The sequence below is a fragment of the Paenibacillus jilunlii genome, assembly GCF_900102965.1.
Taxonomy (GTDB): domain Bacteria; phylum Bacillota; class Bacilli; order Paenibacillales; family Paenibacillaceae; genus Paenibacillus_AQ; species Paenibacillus_AQ jilunlii.
In genome coordinates, this window is sequence record NZ_FNGM01000011.1 from 72,603 (window position 1) to 91,600 (window position 18,998).

Here is an 18,998-nt window from a genome sequence, read left to right on the forward strand (position 1 = left end):
ACTTGTATTCTCGCATGGAATCTCCTTTGGCACTTGATGATGGCCATTTTAGTACATATTTCTCCAATTCTATTATTTGACCAGCTTCCAACTTTGCGAGCTTGTTCCGTTGTCAGTGTAAATCTGCAAGCGCGTACCATCCGCAGTGCTTCCTCCGGGTATATCCAGTACTTTGTTACTATTAACATTTATTAAGCTCATTGAGCCATCTGCATTCTCTCTAAAAATCCATTCCTGCGATGTTGTTCCATTATCTGTCCAGATTTGAACGGCTGATCCGTTGTCTGTGCCGCCACCTGATACTTCCAGAGCCTTCCCGCTATTCACATTAATCAATTTATACTTATTGCCGCCTTTATCATAAACCTGCCATCTTTGAGAAGTCGTCCCGTTATCTGTCCAAATTTGTACCGGTGTTCCATCTGCAGTATTTCCTCCTGTGGCATCCACCGCTTTTCCATTACCAGCATTTAATAGCTTATACTCAGCTCCATTTGAAATCGCCTTGACGAGTCTCCACTTCTGAGCGGTTGTGCCATTCCGGGTCCATATCTGCACAGGGGTTCCATTTGTTGTTGATCCGTTTGTTACATCAAGTACTTTGTTGCTATGTATATTTACAAGCTCATATGTGCCGTCACCCTTATCTACAATGTTCCATGCCTGAGCTTCTGTGCCGTTATCATTCCATAGATGGATGTTTGTCCCGTCCGTAGTTCCTCCCCCGGCCACATCGAGGGCTTTTCCACTATTTACATTGATAAGCTTAATGGAATTATTCAATGTATTACACAGCAACCACCGCTGTGCATCTGTTCCGTTATCTGATTCGATCTGAATTTTTGTGCCATTGGTTGTATTTCCCGCAAAAACATCCAGAGCCTTGTTGCTGTTCACATTCATTAATTTATATTCTGAAGGCTTGCAGCTTAGATTCTTCTTCCCGATCAGGTTGCCGTTGTTATCATACTGAAAATTCACATATTTACCTTCAGATATACTCACCAGGCTTAACGCTCCTGTTTTGGTATAGGTGTATTTCATGGCAGCTGCTGTCTGGGAATTAACTATGATTAAAATGAGAATAAATAGAAATGATATATACTTTTTCATAAAATGCATCCTCTAATTTTTTTATATTTTCTGCAGCAGAACCTTAGAAATTCTAGTTCTTTTCAATTGATATTCACACTCCTAAGCGCACTCTAAAATAAATCTCAAATTCTTCCTCAGTAATCATAAGTCACTCTCCCATCTTTTAAAATAGCTGTATTTTGTCGAAATAGTATTCATTTTGTCGAATTCGTCAATAAGTTAGTCACATCTTAAATAGAACATCAATATTTTGTATTTATGAGTAAAAAAACTGTTTTTCCGGAAACCAAAACCCTTGAGATATCCCAAGGGCTTGTGATTTTATTTTATAACTGAAAGTAAAAAACATATTTAGTTTTTTAATTTAGTTGATATAATTGATCGCTGGATTCCATGTCGTACCATCGTACCCATTGTTTCCATTCTGGTTAACAATAAAGTAAAGGGAATCTCCTATCGTTACATTCACGTTAACAGTGGGAGTAACTCCAACAGCATCATCTCCACTTATACTCTGCCACCCCGATGCTGGCCAAACTTGCGTGTTATTTTTCATTATTTTTACCCGGACACCGTCCCCTTGCAGGTTGATAGGATGTTTAGCTACTTTCCCCGTTATCCGTATGGAACCAGTCTGTGGTGCGACCCATTTCAGCGCTGCATCATTACCGTCCGGATGCATCCACTCTTTGCTGATGATATCCCAATCCTTCTTCCCTCTCCATCTTGATTCGACAGCATTCCATGTCATATCTTCGTAACGTGTACCGTTCCATATTTGATAATACCAATTGTTTCTTCCTTGTTCTGTGCTGAAGGCGGATGAGAATTTTTCGATATAAATTATCGCTGGATTCCATGCTGTACCATCGTACCCATTGTTACCGTTTTGGTTAACAATAAAATAAAGGGAATCTCCTATCGTTACGTTCACGTTAATACTGGGAGCGACTCCAACAGAATCATCGCCATTTATACTCTGCCACCCCGATGCTGGCCAAACTTGCGCGCTGTTTTTCATTATTTTTACCCGAACACCGTCCCCTTGTAGGTTGATAGGATGTTTAGCTACTTTCCCCGTTATCCGGATGGAACCGGTCTGTGGTGCGACCCATTTCAGCGCTACATCACCGTCCGGATGCATCCACTCTTTGCTAATGATGTTCCAAGTCTTTCCACCCTGCCATCTCGATTCGGCTGCATCCCAAGCCATGTCTTCGTAACGCATACCGCTCCAAGTTTGATAATACCAATTATTCCTGCCTTGTTGTGAGCTAAAGGCAGATGAAAATTTTTCGATATAGGTTATTACTGGATTCCATGTCGTAGCATCGTACCCATTGTTACCGTTTTGGTTAACAATAAAGTAGAGGGTATCTCCTATTGTTACATTCACGTTAACAGTGGGAGTAACTCCAACAGAATCATTGCCACTTATATTCTGCCACCCCGATGCTGGCCAAACTTGCGTGTTATTTTTCATTATTTTTACCCGGACACCGTCCCCTTGCAGGTTGATAGGATGTTTAGCTACTTTCCCCGTTATCCGTATTGAGCCGGTCTGTGGTGCGACCCATTTCAGCGCTACATCATTACCGTCCGGATGCATCCACTCTTTGCTGATGATGTCCCAATCCTTCTTCCCTTTCCATCTTGATTCTACAGCATCCCATGTCATATCTTCGTAACGTGTACCGTTCCATATTTGGTAATACCAATTGCTTTGCCCCTGTTCTGAGCTGAAGGCTGAAAGATATTGAAAGAAAGATTCCCCTGAACTTTTAGATATAAGACTTCCATTCTGATCATATGAATATCTAATTGTTTCACCTGTTAGAGCGCTTTCTTGAACCAACCTTCCATTCGTATCGTAAAAATATGACTTCATAGCCAATGCAGAATTTGAGGTAACATCTAAAAACATAAACAATGCAATGCCAAAAATAAAAATACATCGATTAAATGTGAATTTCATATTACAACTCCTCATTATGTCTCAAATAGAAACTCTTTTATAAATCATTCTTACAGCCCTCAATATAATTACATTTACCTTTCGATTTTTCTGATTTTCTAAGACAATCTTCTTACCAATCATAAGTCACGTTCTATTTTTTTCAAACGGCCGTATTTTGTCGAATCGAAATATGTTTTGTCGAAGGCATGGTGACCTCCTTGTGCAATAAGCGGCAGCTTTACACTAAATACGGTTTTTCCGTTTTCACTCTGCATGTCGATTTGTCCTTCATGCAGTGTAACTATTTCCTTGGCAATGGCAAGGCCCAGACCTGCACCTCCCGTATTCGTCGAACGGGCATCATTCAAGCGGTAGAACTTATCAAATATTTGATTGTGCTTATCCAGCGGTATCGTTGTTCCGGTATTCGTACAGGTAACGGTTGCCATATCCTTCTGAACTTTTACCGACACCTCAATGGTGCTGTTATCATCACTGTAGGCAATTGCATTTTTGAGAATATTGTTAAAGACCCGCGCCAGCTTCTCGGAATCACCATACACAGTTATAGTATCTTCCACGTTAACAATCATCCTTTTTCCGGCAGGCGTGAGAGAGGGATAAAATTCATCCGGCATTTGGATCAGCATATAGGAGAGATCAACGTTCTGTTTCTTAAGCTGGATCGTTTGCTGGTTATATCTTTCGACTTCAAAAAAATCATTGATCAGACGCTCCAGATGATACGCCTTTTCTAAGGGTTATTTTCGTATAATTCTCTTTTTGCTCTTTAGGCATATCAGGGGCTTCGTGAAGTAAACTCAAATAGCCAATGACGGAGGTAAGCGGCGTTTTTATATCATGAGCCAGATACATCACCAAATCTCTTTTATTTTGCTCCGACAGTTGTACCTCCAGCTCACGTTTTTGGAGGGTTTGCTTAACGAATACCAGCTTCTGCTCCATCGAGGACATCTCCGGCGACAGCTTAATGTCTGCTTCATCCTTAATTAAGGCATCAATTCCTGCATTGACTTCATTAAAATATTTGGTGAACCACGATAACGAAAAGTAGAAGAAAATAAGAAAAAAAGCCGATATGGCTATCAGCATGATGATCACTTCCATTCTAAGTTTTGCATAATTCATGTTGATCTGTTTATTACTTTTCAATTTTGTACCCCACCCGCCATATCGTCCGGATCCATTTCGGCTGATCTACCGAGTCATTCATTTTTTCCCGTAGATGCCTGATATGCACAGTGATGGTATTGTTATTTTTATTGTAATATTCGTTGCCCCAGTGCAAAACCGTTCATATCGGGAGCATAATATCCAGAATGGCTAAGTCCACCTTTTCGCTTTCAATATACTTCAGAGCATCCTGCGCGTTATAAAACTTCGTAACCTTATAATTTTCATTTTTTAAGTAGATTTCGATTAGATCGGCGATGGCCTGCTCGTCATCCACCACCAGGATATTTTCAATCATGTGGTATCACCTTCCTTTATTGCATGAAATATAGCCATTGTATCAGAAAACCCCAGGTATATATGTAGTATTTTTCTTGTTAAATTCTTAAGATTATCCTAAAATATCCTGAACTCCCCTTACGCAGTACCCCATAAGTAGAAACGGCTGGGCCGTCCCTCACCGGACAACGTAGCTGTTGTGAATTTCAGTTTCGACGTTGCCTAGAGAACTCCTTACTACGAATCCTTCGGTCCTTCGGCCATACCAAGTGAAAAAAGGATAACTGATTTGCTCGTACACCCTATTCGCCGCAAGCTAAGTGGAAAAAGGGTAACTAATTCAGCTCATTTCGCTCCTGACGAGGGAATATGACCCTATTAAGTTTCCTTTTTCCACTTAAACCTCATAAATGCTGTTTTTCGGAAGAAATAAGCTCCCTTTTTCCAACTAACACTGCTTACCTGCTTATTCCCAAGTGCTACTTGGAAAAAGGTTGGTGCTCATCTTATTCATAAGAAAGGGAAATCATAGTATCCTAAATAATAGAAATGAGGGTTATCCCTGCAGCCATGAGCTGGCTCGGGACAACCCTCGTTGGATTGAGTAGGATAGACTTCGGAACTTATGTGGTTGTCCGCAAACAGACCGTTGTTCCACTCGCTGCCAGGGTCGGACTTCACCCCAACTGCATAGTAGTCACACAAGTATCATCCTGCTCAAACGTGGAAATCTCGGACTCTGCTTGTTTGCCGTCATGTTCAATGGTAACTTGATAGGTCTGGTCCCGCGGCAGCCAGAGATCAATGAAGCCGTTAGGTTGGGATTTCACCGTTTCGTTGTCCATAATTACCTTACCATCCGCGTCTGTAACTGAGACGTTGAACGCTTCCTCCACCATCTCCCCTTGGCAGCCGGTCAGACTATGTGTGGCGCACGGATGAGTCTGGTCCACATAAGGCGCGATAGAGACAAAAAATTCATCGGCCGGCAATGCGTAGGCTGCCGACTTGCCGTCGCTCTCCTTCACAATCAGTTGTGTGGATGAAATGGACGCAGACTCCGCTTTTGCAGTACGCATACTGTAACTCTGCACCATCTGTTTTAGGCCTTGCGTGTCCATTTTAATGCTTTGTGCATCCGTTTCAACACTTGCCGTATCTGATTTCCCAGTCTCTTTTGAGTCATTGGTTCCTGCTAACATGTATGTTCCCATGGCAATCACAACCACTATTCCGGCAGCTGCAAGTACTTTATTTCTCATCCGGGCAATCCTCCTCCTGTTTCTTTCCCTATTATAATCTAGCCCATACAATGGTAGACAAGACGAAAACGTGACAAATGTGCCAAGCAGGCAACGGCCGGCCAAAGAGTACGCCATACGCAAAAAAAGCGAACCCCTTGTATGACCGGGAAATCTGCCTTAGTTGCTGCTGTATGTTCTATCTAAGCTATATCATATGTTCTCGGGAAAATTTCCTTAATCATAAAGAAAGGACAAGCCCCCGCCATTCAGAGACTTGCCCTTGTCTTCTTCAACCTGCACCTCAGAACTCAAAAGCAAACTTAGCCTTCCAGCTCGCGCCGCCGTCTTTGGTGGCATACAGGGTGGAGCTGTTCATATTCCGTACTGCCAACCAGCCCTGATTAGGATCGGTGAAGGAGATCACGCCTTCAAAACCGAGGACCGTCTTGGAGTTGCTCCACGTCCGGCCGTTGTTTTGGGTCATGCCGGTGCCGACCATCTGGGCTGCGGGCTGATAGCCGACCAGGAAGGCTGTGGTTTTGCCGATGACCTGCATATTTCCGGGACTGCCTGAAGCCGGCCCCTTCTCCTGCTCGGCTGCTCCGCTTCCGGGAGCCGGACCGCCGCCGGCTGTTGCCTGGGCAATGATCCGGGTCCAGCTGCCGCCTGCATCGGAGCTGCCATAAAGGGAGTACGAGGTCTGCGACATTCCCGAACCGCCATAGAGCACCGTATATACCTGAGAGGCGTTAGCGTAGACCTGGGCGTATAGCGGATTTGGATAGGCCACCTTTTTCTGCTGCTTCCAGCTTGCCCCGCCATCGGTGGTTCTCATGATCTGGTAGCCGCTGCCCTGAGCAACCACGACCGCCCAGCCGCTGCTCCGGGTAGTGAAGTCCGCCCCGCGCGTATTGGCCGGAGTAGGAATCCGGGTCCAGGTGCTTCCGCCATCTTTTGTATAATAGGCAGAAGTGCGGTTATAAGCGAATCCGGTTGTACCATCTACAAATTCTATACGCTCAAAGGTTGCCGGACTCTGGCTCAGCCGCTTCCAGGTGGAACCCCCATCTGTGGTACGGATCAAATATTTGGCCTGACCACCCTTCACGGAGGCGAGGGCCCAGCCATACACATTATCCGGAAACTCAATCTGCTGAAAGCTCCACTGTCCCTGATAAATCTCCTGGAAGTGGCATCCGCCATCCGAAGTCCCAATCACAAAGCCGTTGCCGGCCGCCCGTCCCGTATCTGCGCTGAGAAAGTCCACTGTGGTAAGAGTAAGCGGGTCCTCCCCCTTAGCCGTCTGCTTCTTCTGCAAATCCTGCAGAATTCCGTGATCTCCCGTACTGCAGGACGATGCCGGTGTGGCGGGCGCTGCCGCCTGTGCCGGAGACACTAAGGTTCCCCAGCCCGCAAAGGCGAGCAGACCCGCAGAGAGAATGGTTACAGCTCTTTGCTGCAATTTTCTAGTAAAGTTCATTGCTACACCTCCTAGGGTATATTTACCCTTCCCGGCAATCACGAAGCGGCGGCCGCTGTCGTGCCGGATTTTATCCGGGCGCTGAACCCGGTGACTGCTTTTTTCAATACAAAGGCCAGTCCCAAGGTAAGCAGGATGCCCGCCGCATTCAGGACAAAATCGTTCACAGGCAGCTCCAGGCTCCGCCGGAGATCCGCCAATATCTTCAACACCCGTTCATGAATCAGGTATATTTCCAGACTATGCGTGCCACAGAATGTAAGGAAGGGATACCGGGTCCATTTGCGCTCGCCGATCCCATTCAGCCCCCCCGCCGTGAGCAGGCACAAAGGCAATGTAATCAGCATAAAAGGATACCACCACAGCCCATAGGTCCACACATATTCGCTCATATATTGCTGGCTTGCTGCCAGCAGCACTACACCGGACAGAAGCATCCCCAGGTACAGCATCCCATTCACCCGCGAGATGGTCTGTTTCTGGTCGATCAGGTAACCCACCCATACGCCAACGAAGAATATCGGGATTCTTATCGTAAAAATCAGCAAATAAGCGAGCGACGTTCCCGATAGAACCACGCTAATGACCAGCCCGATAAAACTGGCCCCAGCAACCGTAACCAACTTGTTTGGCCCCCTGAAAAAATACATAAACAGCGGCGTAAGCAAATACAGCACCAGCAGCGCAGGGACGTACCAGTCAAACCGGCTGTCCAGCCCAAGCCAGAAGCTAAGTGTAGACAGATTCAGAAGCACGTCCGTAAAGGGCATCTCCCCCATCCCCCAATACAGCAGGCAAAAGATCAGCACAACCGGAAGGTACGTGGGCAGAATCCGCTGCAGCCTTCTTTGGTAGAAGGTAACTGTACCAGTATTTTTACGATATGCGTAATACAGTCCCAAGCCCGACACCAGCAGAAAGATATCCACCCCGCCGTATCCATAGGCCTGCAAAGTGCCCAGCACTGGAACAGAGGAGAAACTCACCGTCGAGTGATACAGCATCACCCACAGAATCGCCAGTCCCATGAGCTGGGTGCGGTATGTGCTGACCGCTTTGTAATTAAACTTGTTCATGGACAACCTCCGGAAGGGGCGGCTGACGGCTGGCTGACGGTTTGGCAGACATCAGGCTGGAGAGCTGTTTGTAATTCATCGCGAACAGCATACCCAGCGCAGCCTCCGCGAGAATAATCAGATCTCTGTTCGGGATTGCCAGCGGAACCGCAACCACACCAATGACGACAAGCGCCCAAGACACCGGGTGTTCCAAGTAATGCGCTATGAAACGGTTAATCCACAGCAGAACGTTCATCCCCACATAAGTGCAGACCAGCACCAGCCCCCACATCCACACAATATACAGGCGTCCCAGACCCAACCGGTCAAAAGCGAGGATCAGGAACAGATGGGTAAACAGAAATAAAAACGAATGCTTGCCGAAATACAAAATCAGATTGGAGGGAGAGTAGCTTTTTTTACTTCTGAAGAGGTAAAAGACCCCAAACAGCACAAACAGAGACAGCAGCAGATATTGCATGGACATATTGTATTTCACAAAATCCGTCTCGCGCACTTCCCCATAACTGACGATGGCCAGCAGCACCCCGGCAGCTACAGCCGCCATGAGGTTCACCCGATTGTTGCACCGATAGGCAAAGACCCCCGCCGCAAACGCAAACATCCAAGGGAAATACGTAAACCCGACCGTTTCTGTGAACAAAATGGATTGAAGCGGAAAGTCCGGCAAACGGTGCCCAATGAACGAATGTACCGCAAATACCAGCAGCGACAACAGGAGATATAAATAGAGTGGAGGTTTGAGATATTTCTCTAAGAGGTACACACTAAGCACTCCAAGCGCGATGATCTGGGGAACGTCCATAATCCGAAAAGCCTGAATCTCCGGCCTCCACATCAGATTGTAGGAAAACCCGATTAGAGCGAACAGCACGTAAAAACCGAAAAGCGATCCGAAACTGCGCCTTCGCACCTGCAGGGTGGTAGTCACACCTGAGACCGCAAAGAAAAGGACCGGGGCCACACCGGCAACAATCTGGAACACCCGTTCATTGCCGTTAAAATAAAGCGGAATATGCGCCATGATCATCAAAATACAGCTAATCCCCTTAATCGCATCCAATGAATAGTCATATTCCTTCATTCCCCTCACTTTCCTTTCCGTTCTTATGGATTTCACTTCATTATAAAATGAATCCTGCGATCTCCCACCCCTCTAAAGTGTAAGATTTCACATGAATTCTGCATGTATATGCAATTTATTCTGTACGTACAGTGCCAACTACCCTTCTTTATATTACTATCACTAAATTATATCAACCAACTAAGGTAGTATATTGAAATAACTAGTTTGTACCATTGTTCTTGCCTATTATTTCCTATAACCTATTGATAACTTATAGGGAAGGGGGCTGCCGCCAAGCCATGCAAGCTCCAGATACGACTTCAGTGACAACTGCAGCGGAATCAGCTTCCGCTATCTCCAGGACCCCGCGGCTCAAAGTAATCGACATGGTAAGAGGCATTACCATTCTGCTCGTCGTTGTGGGACATGCCGGTCTGACTCCGGTCGTGCTGAACGATATGTTCAGAGATTTCCGGCTCCCGCTGTTCTTCATCGTCTCCGGTTATCTGTTCAGCGCCTCCAAATATTTTGACAATTTCACTGCACTGCTTCGTACCCGTATCCTTACCCTCGTTATCCCCTATCTCTCTGCCGGACTTCTAAGCTACTTGCTCTGGCTCATTCTCCGAAGCATCGAAATCAATCACAGTCCAGATATTGCTTGGCACGAACCTCTGCTGGCAATCGCCAACGGCACCTATTCCGGCGGACTTCTGCTGAACATTCCCATCTGGTTTCTGACCTGCCTGTTCGTGACCCAGATCATCTTTTGCCTCAGCATGCGCTACCTGAGCGGACGCCCGCTGCTGCTGCAGTTTGCTGCCATGCTCGGCCTAAGCCTGTCCGGTTATGCTCTAAGCACCGTGGTCTTCCTGCCCTGGAACATTGACGTTGCGCTCGTCGCCCAACTCTTCGTGTTCATCGGTTACCAGCTCAAGCAGCGTCAACTGCTCGGCAAGATCCGCGTTTTCAACCTGGGCACCCTGGTATGGATGGCGCTTTTCCTCACAGCCGCTTACCTCAACAGCTATGTCGACATGAACAACAGAGAATACGGCAATCTGTTCCTCTTCTACACCGCCGGAATCGCCGGAAGCCTGCTCGCCATCAAAATGACCCAGCTTCTCTCCACATCCAGATTCTTCGCCGCCACCCTCACCTACATCGGCCAGGAATCACTCGCCATCCTCATCTTCCACTACGGCATCTTCATCCTCCTGCTGAACTTCGTGGAACGCTTCGTCTTCGACAGCTACCTGGGCTGGTTTCCGACTACAGTCATTGCGGTGGCGGGGTCACTGCTGCTGAGTATGGTGGTTAAGCGGGTGCCGGGAATGGGGTTTGTGCTGGGGAGGACAAGAAAACAACCTGCAAAAAACGCAACCAGGGAGCAGTTGGCTATGGGGAAGGTTTGAGCCAGCAGCATCTAGTCCCTAATCCTTTTCAACCCCACGAGTTCATTGCTAACTTTGTTCTTCCCCTCTATCATCGGCCCAAAAAACGGCAGAACAGAAATATTCTCTGCTCCGCCGTTCGGTATGTTATGTGTACTCCAACTACATGGACAACTGTAAAGTATTCTTTACTTGGTGCCGGTGTGACACAGGGATTGGCAGCATAATTAGCTGATGAACTCCGGAAGGCATCCGGTCAAGAAGTTTTAAATGAAACAAAACGCCCCACTGATTTGATCAGGTATAATGTTCTATATTTGTGATCATTTTGTGCACTAAACTTTAATAAACATGAATTACATAATTATCCTATATATGTTTAGACTATATCATTCCTTAAATGTATGATAATATTCATTCAAACTAATAGGAGAGAGTAAATTGAATAAGTTAACATCAGTATTATTTAGCGTATTAATTTTAATGGTTGTTATTGTCCCAAACTCTGTGTCTGCAAGCCAATCTTCATGGGTTTATTCGGATGAAATGACTAGTTCAAGGGCAGCATTTGGAGTTGCTACAGTCAATGGTAATATTTATTTAATCGGTGGTCAAAATTCGAGTGCTTTAAACAAGGTAGAAATTTATAATTCGAACACAAAGAAGTGGACAACAAAAGCCAGCATGACAACTGCCAGAGCTGCATTCGGAACAGCAGTGGTTAATGGTAAAATATATACCATTGGTGGATATTCAGGGGATGCAGTTAATCTAAGTGGCGGAAGCCATTTGTCTACAGTAGAGGAATATGACCCAATCAATGATGTTTGGACAACTAAGGCATCTTTACCTGTAGCACGGAGTTGGACTAATGCTGTTGCCTACAAAGGAAAGATTTATGTGTTTGGTGGACTTACGGCATCTTCAAATGCAACCAACATTTTAGATATCTATGATACCACAAATGATACTTGGTCAAGTGAAACTATGCCTATGGCGTTACATTCTCCATCCAGTGTCGTAGCCAATGATAAAATCTATTTAATTGGCGGGGATACTGGATACCACCAACAAAATACTTTTTGGGAGTACGATCCAACAACCAATACTTGGGATCAAAAATTAAGTATGAATACTCCAAGAGATTCATTATCTACAATCTATAGCGGCGGTAAGATTTATGCTATTGGAGGAATTAGTGGAGGTTCAATAACCAATGTAGTTGAACAATATGATTTTAAAACGGATACTTGGACAACTGGACCTAATTTAAACCTGCCTAGATGGGGGAGCGAAGCAGCATTAGTTGGAGGAAAAATAACAGTATTTGGTGGAGGAACAACATTCTCCAATTTTACGTTAACATCAGAAACATTAACAGTAAATGAAACACCAGCTTCTCCATTTCATCTTGTTGCAACTCCAGGGGATTCTATGAATAAATTAACCTGGGAAAGCGCAACTGGATCAACGAGTTATACTGTGAAAAGATCAACATCACCTGGAGGTCCTTATACTGATATTACCAGTGTAACGGGCAATTCATACATCGATAATTCAGTTACAAATGGAACAACCTATTATTATGTAATCACAGCAACGAATACAGCAGGGGAGAGTGCTAATTCGAATGAAGCTTCAGCAACTCCACAAGGTCCATTTGAACAGCCTGAAACTGGCCGTGCTATTTTAGTAGTAACCCTTAACACAGGGCTGGAAAAAGAATTTGATCTCTCCATGGAAGAAATAAATAGTTTTATTTCTTGGTACGAAGTTAGGGCTGCGGGAACCGGCACAGCATCCTTTACCATTGACAAGCATGATAACAACAAAGGACCGTTCAAGAGCAGGAAGGATTATTTGGTCTTTGATAAGATACTAACCTTTGAAGTAAATGAGTATGAAGTAGCTGAATAATTATAAAGACCCCGCGGCGATTGCTGGTGGGGTCTTGTTTTGAGGTCAGGAAATCATGGCCTATAATACGTCTTCGACAGTCATTGCGGTGGCGGGGTCACTGCTGCTGAGTATGGTGGTTAAGCGGGTGCCGGGAATGGGGTTTGTGCTGGGGAGGACAAGAAAGAAAGTTCCGCCTCCATGGAGCTATGTAGAGAGGGCCGTTTCCTAGTCTTAGCCAATTAAAGATTTACCTCCTTCTTCCCGATATAGTAAGTGATGCACTTGCTTATAGCAGAGACACAAGGAGGTTTTTTTTTGCGGGTCATGCAGAAGGAGTATCTGACTCCTCAATATATACGGCAATTCCAATGTACGGGGGCGGCCTGCGAAGACACTTGCTGCTCTTTATGGGAAATAACCATAGACCAATCAACCTATGAAAAGTACAAGCAGATTCCTGACACAAGCCTTCACGCAAAGATTAACAAGAATCTTGTGCGTAATAAAAAAAGCAGAGAGTCATACGCTTCTTTTAAAATGAACCAAAAAACCGGCAATTGTTCCATGCTCTGTGACGGCCTCTGCACGATTCAAGCCAAGATAGGAGAGACCTTCCTCTCACAGACCTGCTCGACCTACCCGCGAATTCTGAATGAGGCCGATGAGATTGAAGTATCTGCACTCTTGTCCTGTCCGGAGATCGCCCGCTTGGTGCTTCTCTCAGAAGACGCCATGAACTTTACCCGGACCAATGAACTGCATACACCGAATCTGCGCATCAACCCACTAGCTAGTCTAACCGACAAGAAAAAACAATGCCTTCGGAACTTGCGGGATATCACGCTGGAGATTTTGAGCGATCGCCAGTTCTCTCTTCAGCACCGATTAATTATAATTGGAGTACTATTGGATAATACTGACGAACTGCTTCGTTCGGGTGCATATGATAATGTTCTCTCTTTCGTGGATGAATTCAGAGGTGAACTGGTTACTAACGAGGAACTGCGCAACTATGATGTATTTCCCTCAAACGATCAGATCCAATTCCAGGTTCTGAACAATACCCTAATGGCGCACCTAAGTGAGTTTTTATGGAATGCCCGCTACAATGAATGCAAGAATGAATACCTCAAAGGCATACAGAGCAACGGGAGCAGCTTGAGTGAATCGTTACATACTTACCGTAGTGTACGCGAGGAAATCTATGAACCCTACCTCCGGGAGAAGGAGTTCATTTTTGAGAATTATACGATTAATCATGTGTACCAGAATTTCATGACTGATATCTATGCAGGGGACAGCCTGTTCGACTTCTTCGTGAAGCTCGTTGCAGATTATTCCTTCATTCGGCTTCACCTCATTGGAATGGCGGCGAACAGACAAGAGCTAAATGATGATATGGTCGTCAAGCTTATCCAGTCGTATACGAAAAACTACAAGTTCTCCAACAAATTCCTCAGCGCAATACTTAGAGATCTAAAAGATCAGGGATATTATACCCTCGGGGGAATGTCCTTACTGGTAAAGTAGCCGATATACAAGTCGGGAGTGTTACTATCAGAATTTGAGGTAGCCGTTTCAGCGAGAAATAGAAGAATAGTGTATGGCGGGAAGCACATAAATTCTTATTTCCAAAAAACGGAGGCCCTTAGGCCTCCGTCTCACTTTCCTGCTTCCCCACCAGTCGCCGCCGCTTCGATCCATGCTTCACCCACAACCGCCCCGCATCATCCCGATAGAACCAAATATGTATCCATCGCAAAGGCGTCCAGATTTCCTTAAAATAATAATTCGGCATGGGACTTCTCTCCTACCGTAACAAAATAGATTTGACCCTAATTATAGACCGGGATACCTAGTTTGTTTGTCGGTTTGTGGGAGGGGGGGTGAAATATTGGTAGTTTTGTTGGGAGTCGTGATAATAAACTCTACGGCAACCAACTCTTGAATTTTTCAAGCACTTTTTTTGCCTCAGAACCATTATAACCGAAGGTATTGCCTATCATTTTAGTGTATTCGGTAATCGTTACCTCACGATTGTACTTCCCCCTCCACCAATGATTAGCATCATAGCCTGAAATAGATCCTACATAAGTAAGTTCAATCCCGGAGTTCTTATAGACATGATCGAAAAGAAACCTCACTCTTCTCATGTGGAAGTCGGAAGAAACAACAATAGCAGACGTAAAGCCTTTGTTCTCCATAATAGACAGAGTGAATTTTGCATTCTGGTAAGTACTTTGAGCCTCATTCTCCGTCAAAACATCTTCTTGTGAAATTCCTAATGCAAGTGTAGTTTGAAGCATATCACCAGGGGTACCCGCAGGTTCCTTAGCGTTAGAAAGGAGAATATATGGGGCAAAGTCATTTTTATATAACTCGATTCCTTTCTCAATCCTATTCGTGCCCCCACCGCTAAGCACAATTATTACCTCTGCTTGCTGTGGAGATTGATTGAATAGAAGAAAACGCCCTGCACCGAAGAAGCACAAAGTAAGAACTAACAGAACAGGCAAGTAAAGAAAAAGAATTCTCTTTCTACGCTTGCCCGTCTTTTTAACATCTATACTCTTCATAACTACTTCCGGTACTCGCCGCTAAGAATTTGCTCCCACCACGCTGCATTTGCCGTGTACCACTGTATCGTCTGCGCAATTCCAGTCTCAAAAGTGTACGTAGGCTTCCAGCCCAATTTTTCCAGCTTGGTAGGATCGATAGCGTAACGCTTGTCATGCCCCAACCGGTCTGCAACGAATTCAATTAAATCTTCAGACTTACCCAGAGTATGGATGATGGTCTTTACCACTTCCAGATTCGTGCGCTCATTATGGCCGCCTACGTTATACACTTCACCACTTACACCTTCGTGCAATACGAGATCAATCGCAGCACAGTGATCATAGACATGAAGCCAGTCACGAATATTTTTGCCATCGCCGTAAACGGGAACCTTCTGTCCATTCAGAACCTTAGAGATTGTTAGCGGAATCAGCTTCTCTGGGAAATGGTAAGGGCCGTAATTGTTAGAGCAGCGGGTAATATTCATCGGCAAGCCGAATGTTTCATGGTAAGACCGGACTAGCAGATCTGAAGCTGCTTTGCTTGCACTATAAGGGCTGTTCGGCTGCAAGGAAGTTTCCTCGGTAAAGAACACAGTCGGATCAAAATCCAGTTCACCGTAAACCTCATCCGTGGAGACATGAACAAATTTAGTCAGCTCTATCTTTCTGGAAGCATCTAACAACACTTGTGTCCCCATAACATTCGTACGAACGAATACAGCCGGATCGGTAATGGAGCGGTCCACATGACTTTCCGCAGCGAAATGCACCACATAATCGAATTTCTCTTGTTCAAAAAGAGCAAAGATTGCCTCCCGATCTGCAATATCTGCCTGTACGAAACGATAGTTCGCTTTGTTCTCGATTTGTCTATGCTTGGTCAGATCACCAGCATAGGTCAACAAATCCAGGTTAACTACATCGTAATCGGAATATTTATCAACCATGTAATGGACAAAGTTTCCGCCGATAAATCCGGCACCACCAGTAATCAGCAATTTTTTCTTACTCATTATCTACACCTCAGAACTCTCTATTAATAATCCCCTAGCCGCCATATGTGAAATTCAAATTCGCATCCTTCAACAAAGGAGCCTTCTCATCCTTAGCAGATAGTACAGGAACCACGTGTATTGGCCATTCAACACCAATGGCGGGGTCATTCCACAGAATACCACCATCACATTCGGGAGCATACAGCTCATCACATTTATATTGAACTTCAACATTCTCAGTAAGAGTCAGGAATCCATGTGCAAAACCCTTCGGGATCAGCAACTGCTTCTTGTTCTCCGCACTTAACTCAAGACCAAACCATTTACCGTATGTAGGACTGCCTTTTCTAATATCTACAGCTACATCGTAGATTACTCCACGTGTACAGCGGATAAGCTTCGTCTGCGCTTTAGGGTTCAATTGATAATGGAGCCCTCTAAGGGTTCCTTTTACAGCAGAATAGGATTGGTTATCTTGGACAAAAGTAATATCTATTCCTTGCTCCTTAAACTTCGCATCACTAAATGTTTCCATAAACCATCCGCGATGGTCGCCAAATACCGCAGGTTCAACGATAAAAACGCCAGGCAAAGCCGTTTCTGTTAATTTCATTTCTCTTCACACCTTCGAAACTTAATATTGGATCTTCCCGGTAGCCACCTTAATTAAATACTGGCCATACCCTGTTTTACTCAACTTCTGTCCGCAGTTCAATAAATGCTCTTTAGTGATCCAGCCATTAATATAGGCAATCTCTTCAAGAGCAGCAATCTTAATCCCTTGATGATCCTCGATGGTTCTAACAAAGTTAGTTGCATCCACAAGACTTTGATGAGTTCCCGTATCCAGCCACGTAAAACCGCGACCCAATAATTCAACATCCAGTTCACCTAGGTTGAGATAGGCTTCATTAATTGAGGTGATTTCAAGTTCGCCCCGAGAGGAGGGTTTAACATTCTTCGCAATCTCGACTACCCGGTTATCATAGAAGTACAGACCAGTAATAGCATAATTAGATTTAGGCTGTGCAGGCTTCTCTTCCACACTGAGCACCTTACCATCTTCATTAAACTCCACCACACCAAAACGCTCAGGATCTTGCACATGATACCCAAATACGGTCGCACCTTGCGCTTTGTCCGAAGCCCGTTTCAGCATTTTCCGGATACCGTTGCCATAATATATATTGTCGCCAAGAATCATAGCCACCGAGTCATTTCCAATAAAAGACTCACCCAAAAGAAAAGCCTGAGCTAACCCGTCAGGACTTGGTTGCACTATGTACTGTAAGGATATGCCGAACTGAGATCCATCCCCTAAGAGACTTTCGAATCTAGGCGTATCTTCTGGCGTGGAGATGATCAGGATATCATTAATTCCCGCCAGCATTAGAGTGGATAAAGGGTAGTAGATCATAGGTTTGTCGTAAATAGGTAACAGTTGTTTGCTGGTTACCATGGTTAATGGGTAGAGGCGGGTTCCGTTGCCTCCGGCTAGGATTATGCCTTTCAAAATGCTTCCTCCTTTTGATTTAGTAATTTTAATCAGTATTATATATATCTCTGGTATATACTTTTCCTATAACATCTGAAAGCTCACTTGACTGTCTATTTGACACTATAACATCAGCTAAATATTTAAACTCTTTTAAGTCCTTCACTACTCTTGAACCATAGAATAATTCATCCTTTAATACCGGTTCATATACCACAACTTCAATGCCTTTGCTTTTAATTCTTTTCATTATTCCCTGAATTGATGAAGCTCTGAAATTATCAGAGTCAGTTTTCATAGTAAGTCTATATATACCTACAATTTTAGGATTCTTTTCTATTATTTTTGATGCGATATAATCTTTTCGAGTTCTATTGGCATCTACAATCGCTCCTATAATGTTGTTAGGAACATCTTGATAATTTGCTTTTAATTGTTTTGTATCCTTTGGAAGACAATATCCCCCATACCCAAAAGAAGGATTGTTATAGTGATTTCCTATTCTAGGATCAAGTCCTACCCCCTCAATAATCTCTTTGGTATTCAAACCTCTTAATTCAGCATATGTGTCTAACTCGTTAAAGTAAGAAACTCGTAACGCCAAATAAGTATTAGAGAAAAGCTTAATTGCTTCAGCTTCTGTTGAATTAGTAAATAAGATTGGTATGTCTTTTTTTAAAGCGGCATCAATTAATAAATTTGCAAATCTTTCTGCTTTTTCTGACTTTTCTCCTACTATTACTCTTGAAGGATACAAATTATCGTATAGTGCCTTACCTTCACGTAAAAATTCAGGTGAAAATATAATATTTTGTGTATTAAATTTTATCTTGGCTTCTTCTGTGTACCCTACTGGAACAGTGGATTTAATCACCAAAGTTGCTTTTGGATTAATTCTTAATACTTTAGAGATAACACTCTCCACACTTTTTGTATCGAAATAATTTTTTTCCGGGTCATAATCTGTAGGTGTTGCAACAATAACAAATTCAGCATCTTTATATGCTTTATTTTCATCTAAAGTAGCTTCGAGATTCAAGCTTTTTGAAGATAGGAATTCTTCAATTTCTTTATCTGCTATTGGTGATTTCTTTTTTTTAATCATATCAACTCTGTCCTGAATTATATCAATTGCAATAACTTCATTATACTGAGCTAATAATACAGCATTTGAAAGTCCTACATAACCTGTGCCAGCAACTGTTATCTTCACGCTTTAACCACCTTTATAACATAATATACACTAGTAGGATTGGGATA

The 18,998-nt window shown here is 44.1% G+C and carries 19 protein-coding genes and 1 pseudogene; 4 read left to right on the plus strand and 16 right to left on the minus strand.

Features of this window, described 5'->3' with window-relative positions; all coding sequences use genetic code 11:
• Positions 1–72 precede the first annotated feature (72 nt).
• From BLQ82_RS18740 to BLQ82_RS18785, 10 genes and pseudogenes are all read right to left on the minus strand, one after another.
• On the minus strand, positions 73–1,113 hold the full coding sequence (locus tag BLQ82_RS18740) for an RICIN domain-containing protein (RefSeq protein WP_062521370.1): 1,041 nt from the start codon (positions 1,111–1,113) through the stop codon (positions 73–75).
• 346 nt (positions 1,114–1,459) lie between these two features.
• Positions 1,460–3,070: an RHS repeat protein gene (locus BLQ82_RS18745; RefSeq protein ID WP_062521372.1), complete on the minus strand. Its 1,611-nt coding sequence runs from the start codon at positions 3,068–3,070 to the stop codon at positions 1,460–1,462.
• A 119-nt stretch (positions 3,071–3,189) separates the two neighbouring features.
• Positions 3,190–3,633 carry a sensor histidine kinase gene (locus tag BLQ82_RS32705; protein WP_244280864.1) on the minus strand — a complete coding sequence of 148 codons (444 nt, stop codon included), beginning with the start codon at positions 3,631–3,633 and terminating at the stop codon, positions 3,190–3,192.
• Between the two features lie 139 nt (positions 3,634–3,772).
• Positions 3,773–4,225 (minus strand): histidine kinase dimerization/phospho-acceptor domain-containing protein, encoded by a 453-nt coding sequence (locus BLQ82_RS32710; RefSeq protein ID WP_074648387.1) that lies wholly within the window; start codon positions 4,223–4,225, stop codon positions 3,773–3,775.
• Positions 4,215–4,313: a winged helix-turn-helix domain-containing protein gene (locus BLQ82_RS33220; RefSeq protein WP_425281081.1), complete on the minus strand. Its 99-nt coding sequence runs from the start codon at positions 4,311–4,313 to the stop codon at positions 4,215–4,217. Before BLQ82_RS33220 ends, BLQ82_RS32710 begins: the two co-directional genes overlap by 11 nt.
• Before the next feature lie 28 nt (positions 4,314–4,341).
• Positions 4,342–4,544 (minus strand): annotated as a pseudogene (locus BLQ82_RS33225) (response regulator); the annotation flags it as partial.
• Positions 4,545–5,202: 658 nt separating this feature from the next.
• Positions 5,203–5,787: a CueP family metal-binding protein gene (locus BLQ82_RS18770; protein WP_062521378.1), complete on the minus strand. Its 585-nt coding sequence runs from the start codon at positions 5,785–5,787 to the stop codon at positions 5,203–5,205.
• 283 nt (positions 5,788–6,070) lie between these two features.
• Positions 6,071–7,249, minus strand: coding sequence for a WD40/YVTN/BNR-like repeat-containing protein (locus tag BLQ82_RS18775; protein WP_074648389.1), 1,179 nt, complete (start codon positions 7,247–7,249; stop codon positions 6,071–6,073).
• A 38-nt stretch (positions 7,250–7,287) separates the two neighbouring features.
• On the minus strand, positions 7,288–8,325 hold the full coding sequence (locus BLQ82_RS18780) for an acyltransferase family protein (protein ID WP_074648391.1): 1,038 nt from the start codon (positions 8,323–8,325) through the stop codon (positions 7,288–7,290).
• Complete coding sequence (locus tag BLQ82_RS18785; protein WP_062521384.1) at positions 8,312–9,412, minus strand: hypothetical protein; 1,101 nt, start codon at positions 9,410–9,412, stop codon at positions 8,312–8,314. Before BLQ82_RS18785 ends, BLQ82_RS18780 begins: the two co-directional genes overlap by 14 nt.
• Before the next feature lie 281 nt (positions 9,413–9,693).
• Here BLQ82_RS18785 and BLQ82_RS18790 point away from each other — a divergent pair, with 281 nt between their 5' ends.
• From BLQ82_RS18790 to fliB, 4 genes are all read left to right on the plus strand, one after another.
• Positions 9,694–10,809: an acyltransferase family protein gene (locus tag BLQ82_RS18790; RefSeq protein ID WP_062521387.1), complete on the plus strand. Its 1,116-nt coding sequence runs from the start codon at positions 9,694–9,696 to the stop codon at positions 10,807–10,809.
• 420 nt (positions 10,810–11,229) lie between these two features.
• Positions 11,230–12,705: a Kelch repeat-containing protein gene (locus BLQ82_RS18795; RefSeq protein WP_074648393.1), complete on the plus strand. Its 1,476-nt coding sequence runs from the start codon at positions 11,230–11,232 to the stop codon at positions 12,703–12,705.
• Positions 12,706–12,760: 55 nt separating this feature from the next.
• A complete protein-coding gene (locus BLQ82_RS32080; protein WP_157243773.1) occupies positions 12,761–12,916 on the plus strand; it encodes a hypothetical protein in 156 nt (51 codons plus the stop codon).
• A 95-nt stretch (positions 12,917–13,011) separates the two neighbouring features.
• Positions 13,012–14,217, plus strand: coding sequence for a flagellin lysine-N-methylase (gene fliB / locus BLQ82_RS18800; protein ID WP_244280875.1), 1,206 nt, complete (start codon positions 13,012–13,014; stop codon positions 14,215–14,217).
• Between the two features lie 118 nt (positions 14,218–14,335).
• Here fliB and BLQ82_RS32085 read toward each other — a convergent pair whose 3' ends face one another.
• From BLQ82_RS32085 to BLQ82_RS18825, 6 genes are all read right to left on the minus strand, one after another.
• The gene (locus BLQ82_RS32085) at positions 14,336–14,485 is read right to left on the minus strand and encodes a hypothetical protein (protein WP_157243774.1); all 150 of its coding nucleotides are present in this window, start codon (positions 14,483–14,485) and stop codon (positions 14,336–14,338) included.
• Between the two features lie 130 nt (positions 14,486–14,615).
• The gene (locus BLQ82_RS18805; RefSeq protein ID WP_062521393.1) at positions 14,616–15,263 is read right to left on the minus strand and encodes a YdcF family protein; all 648 of its coding nucleotides are present in this window, start codon (positions 15,261–15,263) and stop codon (positions 14,616–14,618) included.
• Positions 15,264–15,265: 2 nt separating this feature from the next.
• Entirely contained in the window at positions 15,266–16,261 is a 996-nt protein-coding gene (gene rfbB, locus BLQ82_RS18810) for a dTDP-glucose 4,6-dehydratase (RefSeq protein WP_062521394.1), read from the minus strand.
• 34 nt (positions 16,262–16,295) lie between these two features.
• Positions 16,296–16,856 (minus strand): dTDP-4-dehydrorhamnose 3,5-epimerase, encoded by a 561-nt coding sequence (rfbC, locus tag BLQ82_RS18815; protein ID WP_062521396.1) that lies wholly within the window; start codon positions 16,854–16,856, stop codon positions 16,296–16,298.
• A gap of 21 nt (positions 16,857–16,877) precedes the next feature.
• The gene (gene rfbA / locus BLQ82_RS18820; RefSeq protein ID WP_062521398.1) at positions 16,878–17,756 is read right to left on the minus strand and encodes a glucose-1-phosphate thymidylyltransferase RfbA; all 879 of its coding nucleotides are present in this window, start codon (positions 17,754–17,756) and stop codon (positions 16,878–16,880) included.
• Positions 17,757–17,784: 28 nt separating this feature from the next.
• On the minus strand, positions 17,785–18,951 hold the full coding sequence (locus BLQ82_RS18825) for a nucleotide sugar dehydrogenase (RefSeq protein WP_062521400.1): 1,167 nt from the start codon (positions 18,949–18,951) through the stop codon (positions 17,785–17,787).
• Between the last annotated feature and the right edge of the window lie 47 nt (positions 18,952–18,998).

What these genes read in the sequence shown, in the direction of transcription:
- BLQ82_RS18770 (WP_062521378.1), bottom strand. Translation starts at nt 5,787, where the DNA reads ATGAGAAATAAAGTACTTGCAGCTGCCGGAATAGTGGTTGTGATTGCC.
- fliB (WP_244280875.1), top strand. Translation starts at nt 13,012, where the DNA reads ATGCAGAAGGAGTATCTGACTCCTCAATATATACGGCAATTCCAATGT.
- BLQ82_RS18745 (WP_062521372.1), bottom strand. Translation starts at nt 3,070, where the DNA reads ATGAAATTCACATTTAATCGATGTATTTTTATTTTTGGCATTGCATTG.
- BLQ82_RS18785 (WP_062521384.1), bottom strand. Translation starts at nt 9,412, where the DNA reads ATGAAGGAATATGACTATTCATTGGATGCGATTAAGGGGATTAGCTGT.
- rfbB (WP_062521394.1), bottom strand. Translation starts at nt 16,261, where the DNA reads ATGAGTAAGAAAAAATTGCTGATTACTGGTGGTGCCGGATTTATCGGC.
- BLQ82_RS18775 (WP_074648389.1), bottom strand. Translation starts at nt 7,249, where the DNA reads ATGAACTTTACTAGAAAATTGCAGCAAAGAGCTGTAACCATTCTCTCT.
- BLQ82_RS32080 (WP_157243773.1), top strand. Translation starts at nt 12,761, where the DNA reads ATGGCCTATAATACGTCTTCGACAGTCATTGCGGTGGCGGGGTCACTG.
- rfbC (WP_062521396.1), bottom strand. Translation starts at nt 16,856, where the DNA reads ATGAAATTAACAGAAACGGCTTTGCCTGGCGTTTTTATCGTTGAACCT.
- BLQ82_RS32085 (WP_157243774.1), bottom strand. Translation starts at nt 14,485, where the DNA reads ATGCCGAATTATTATTTTAAGGAAATCTGGACGCCTTTGCGATGGATA.
- BLQ82_RS18790 (WP_062521387.1), top strand. Translation starts at nt 9,694, where the DNA reads ATGCAAGCTCCAGATACGACTTCAGTGACAACTGCAGCGGAATCAGCT.
- BLQ82_RS18740 (WP_062521370.1), bottom strand. Translation starts at nt 1,113, where the DNA reads ATGAAAAAGTATATATCATTTCTATTTATTCTCATTTTAATCATAGTT.
- BLQ82_RS18805 (WP_062521393.1), bottom strand. Translation starts at nt 15,263, where the DNA reads ATGAAGAGTATAGATGTTAAAAAGACGGGCAAGCGTAGAAAGAGAATT.
- BLQ82_RS18780 (WP_074648391.1), bottom strand. Translation starts at nt 8,325, where the DNA reads ATGAACAAGTTTAATTACAAAGCGGTCAGCACATACCGCACCCAGCTC.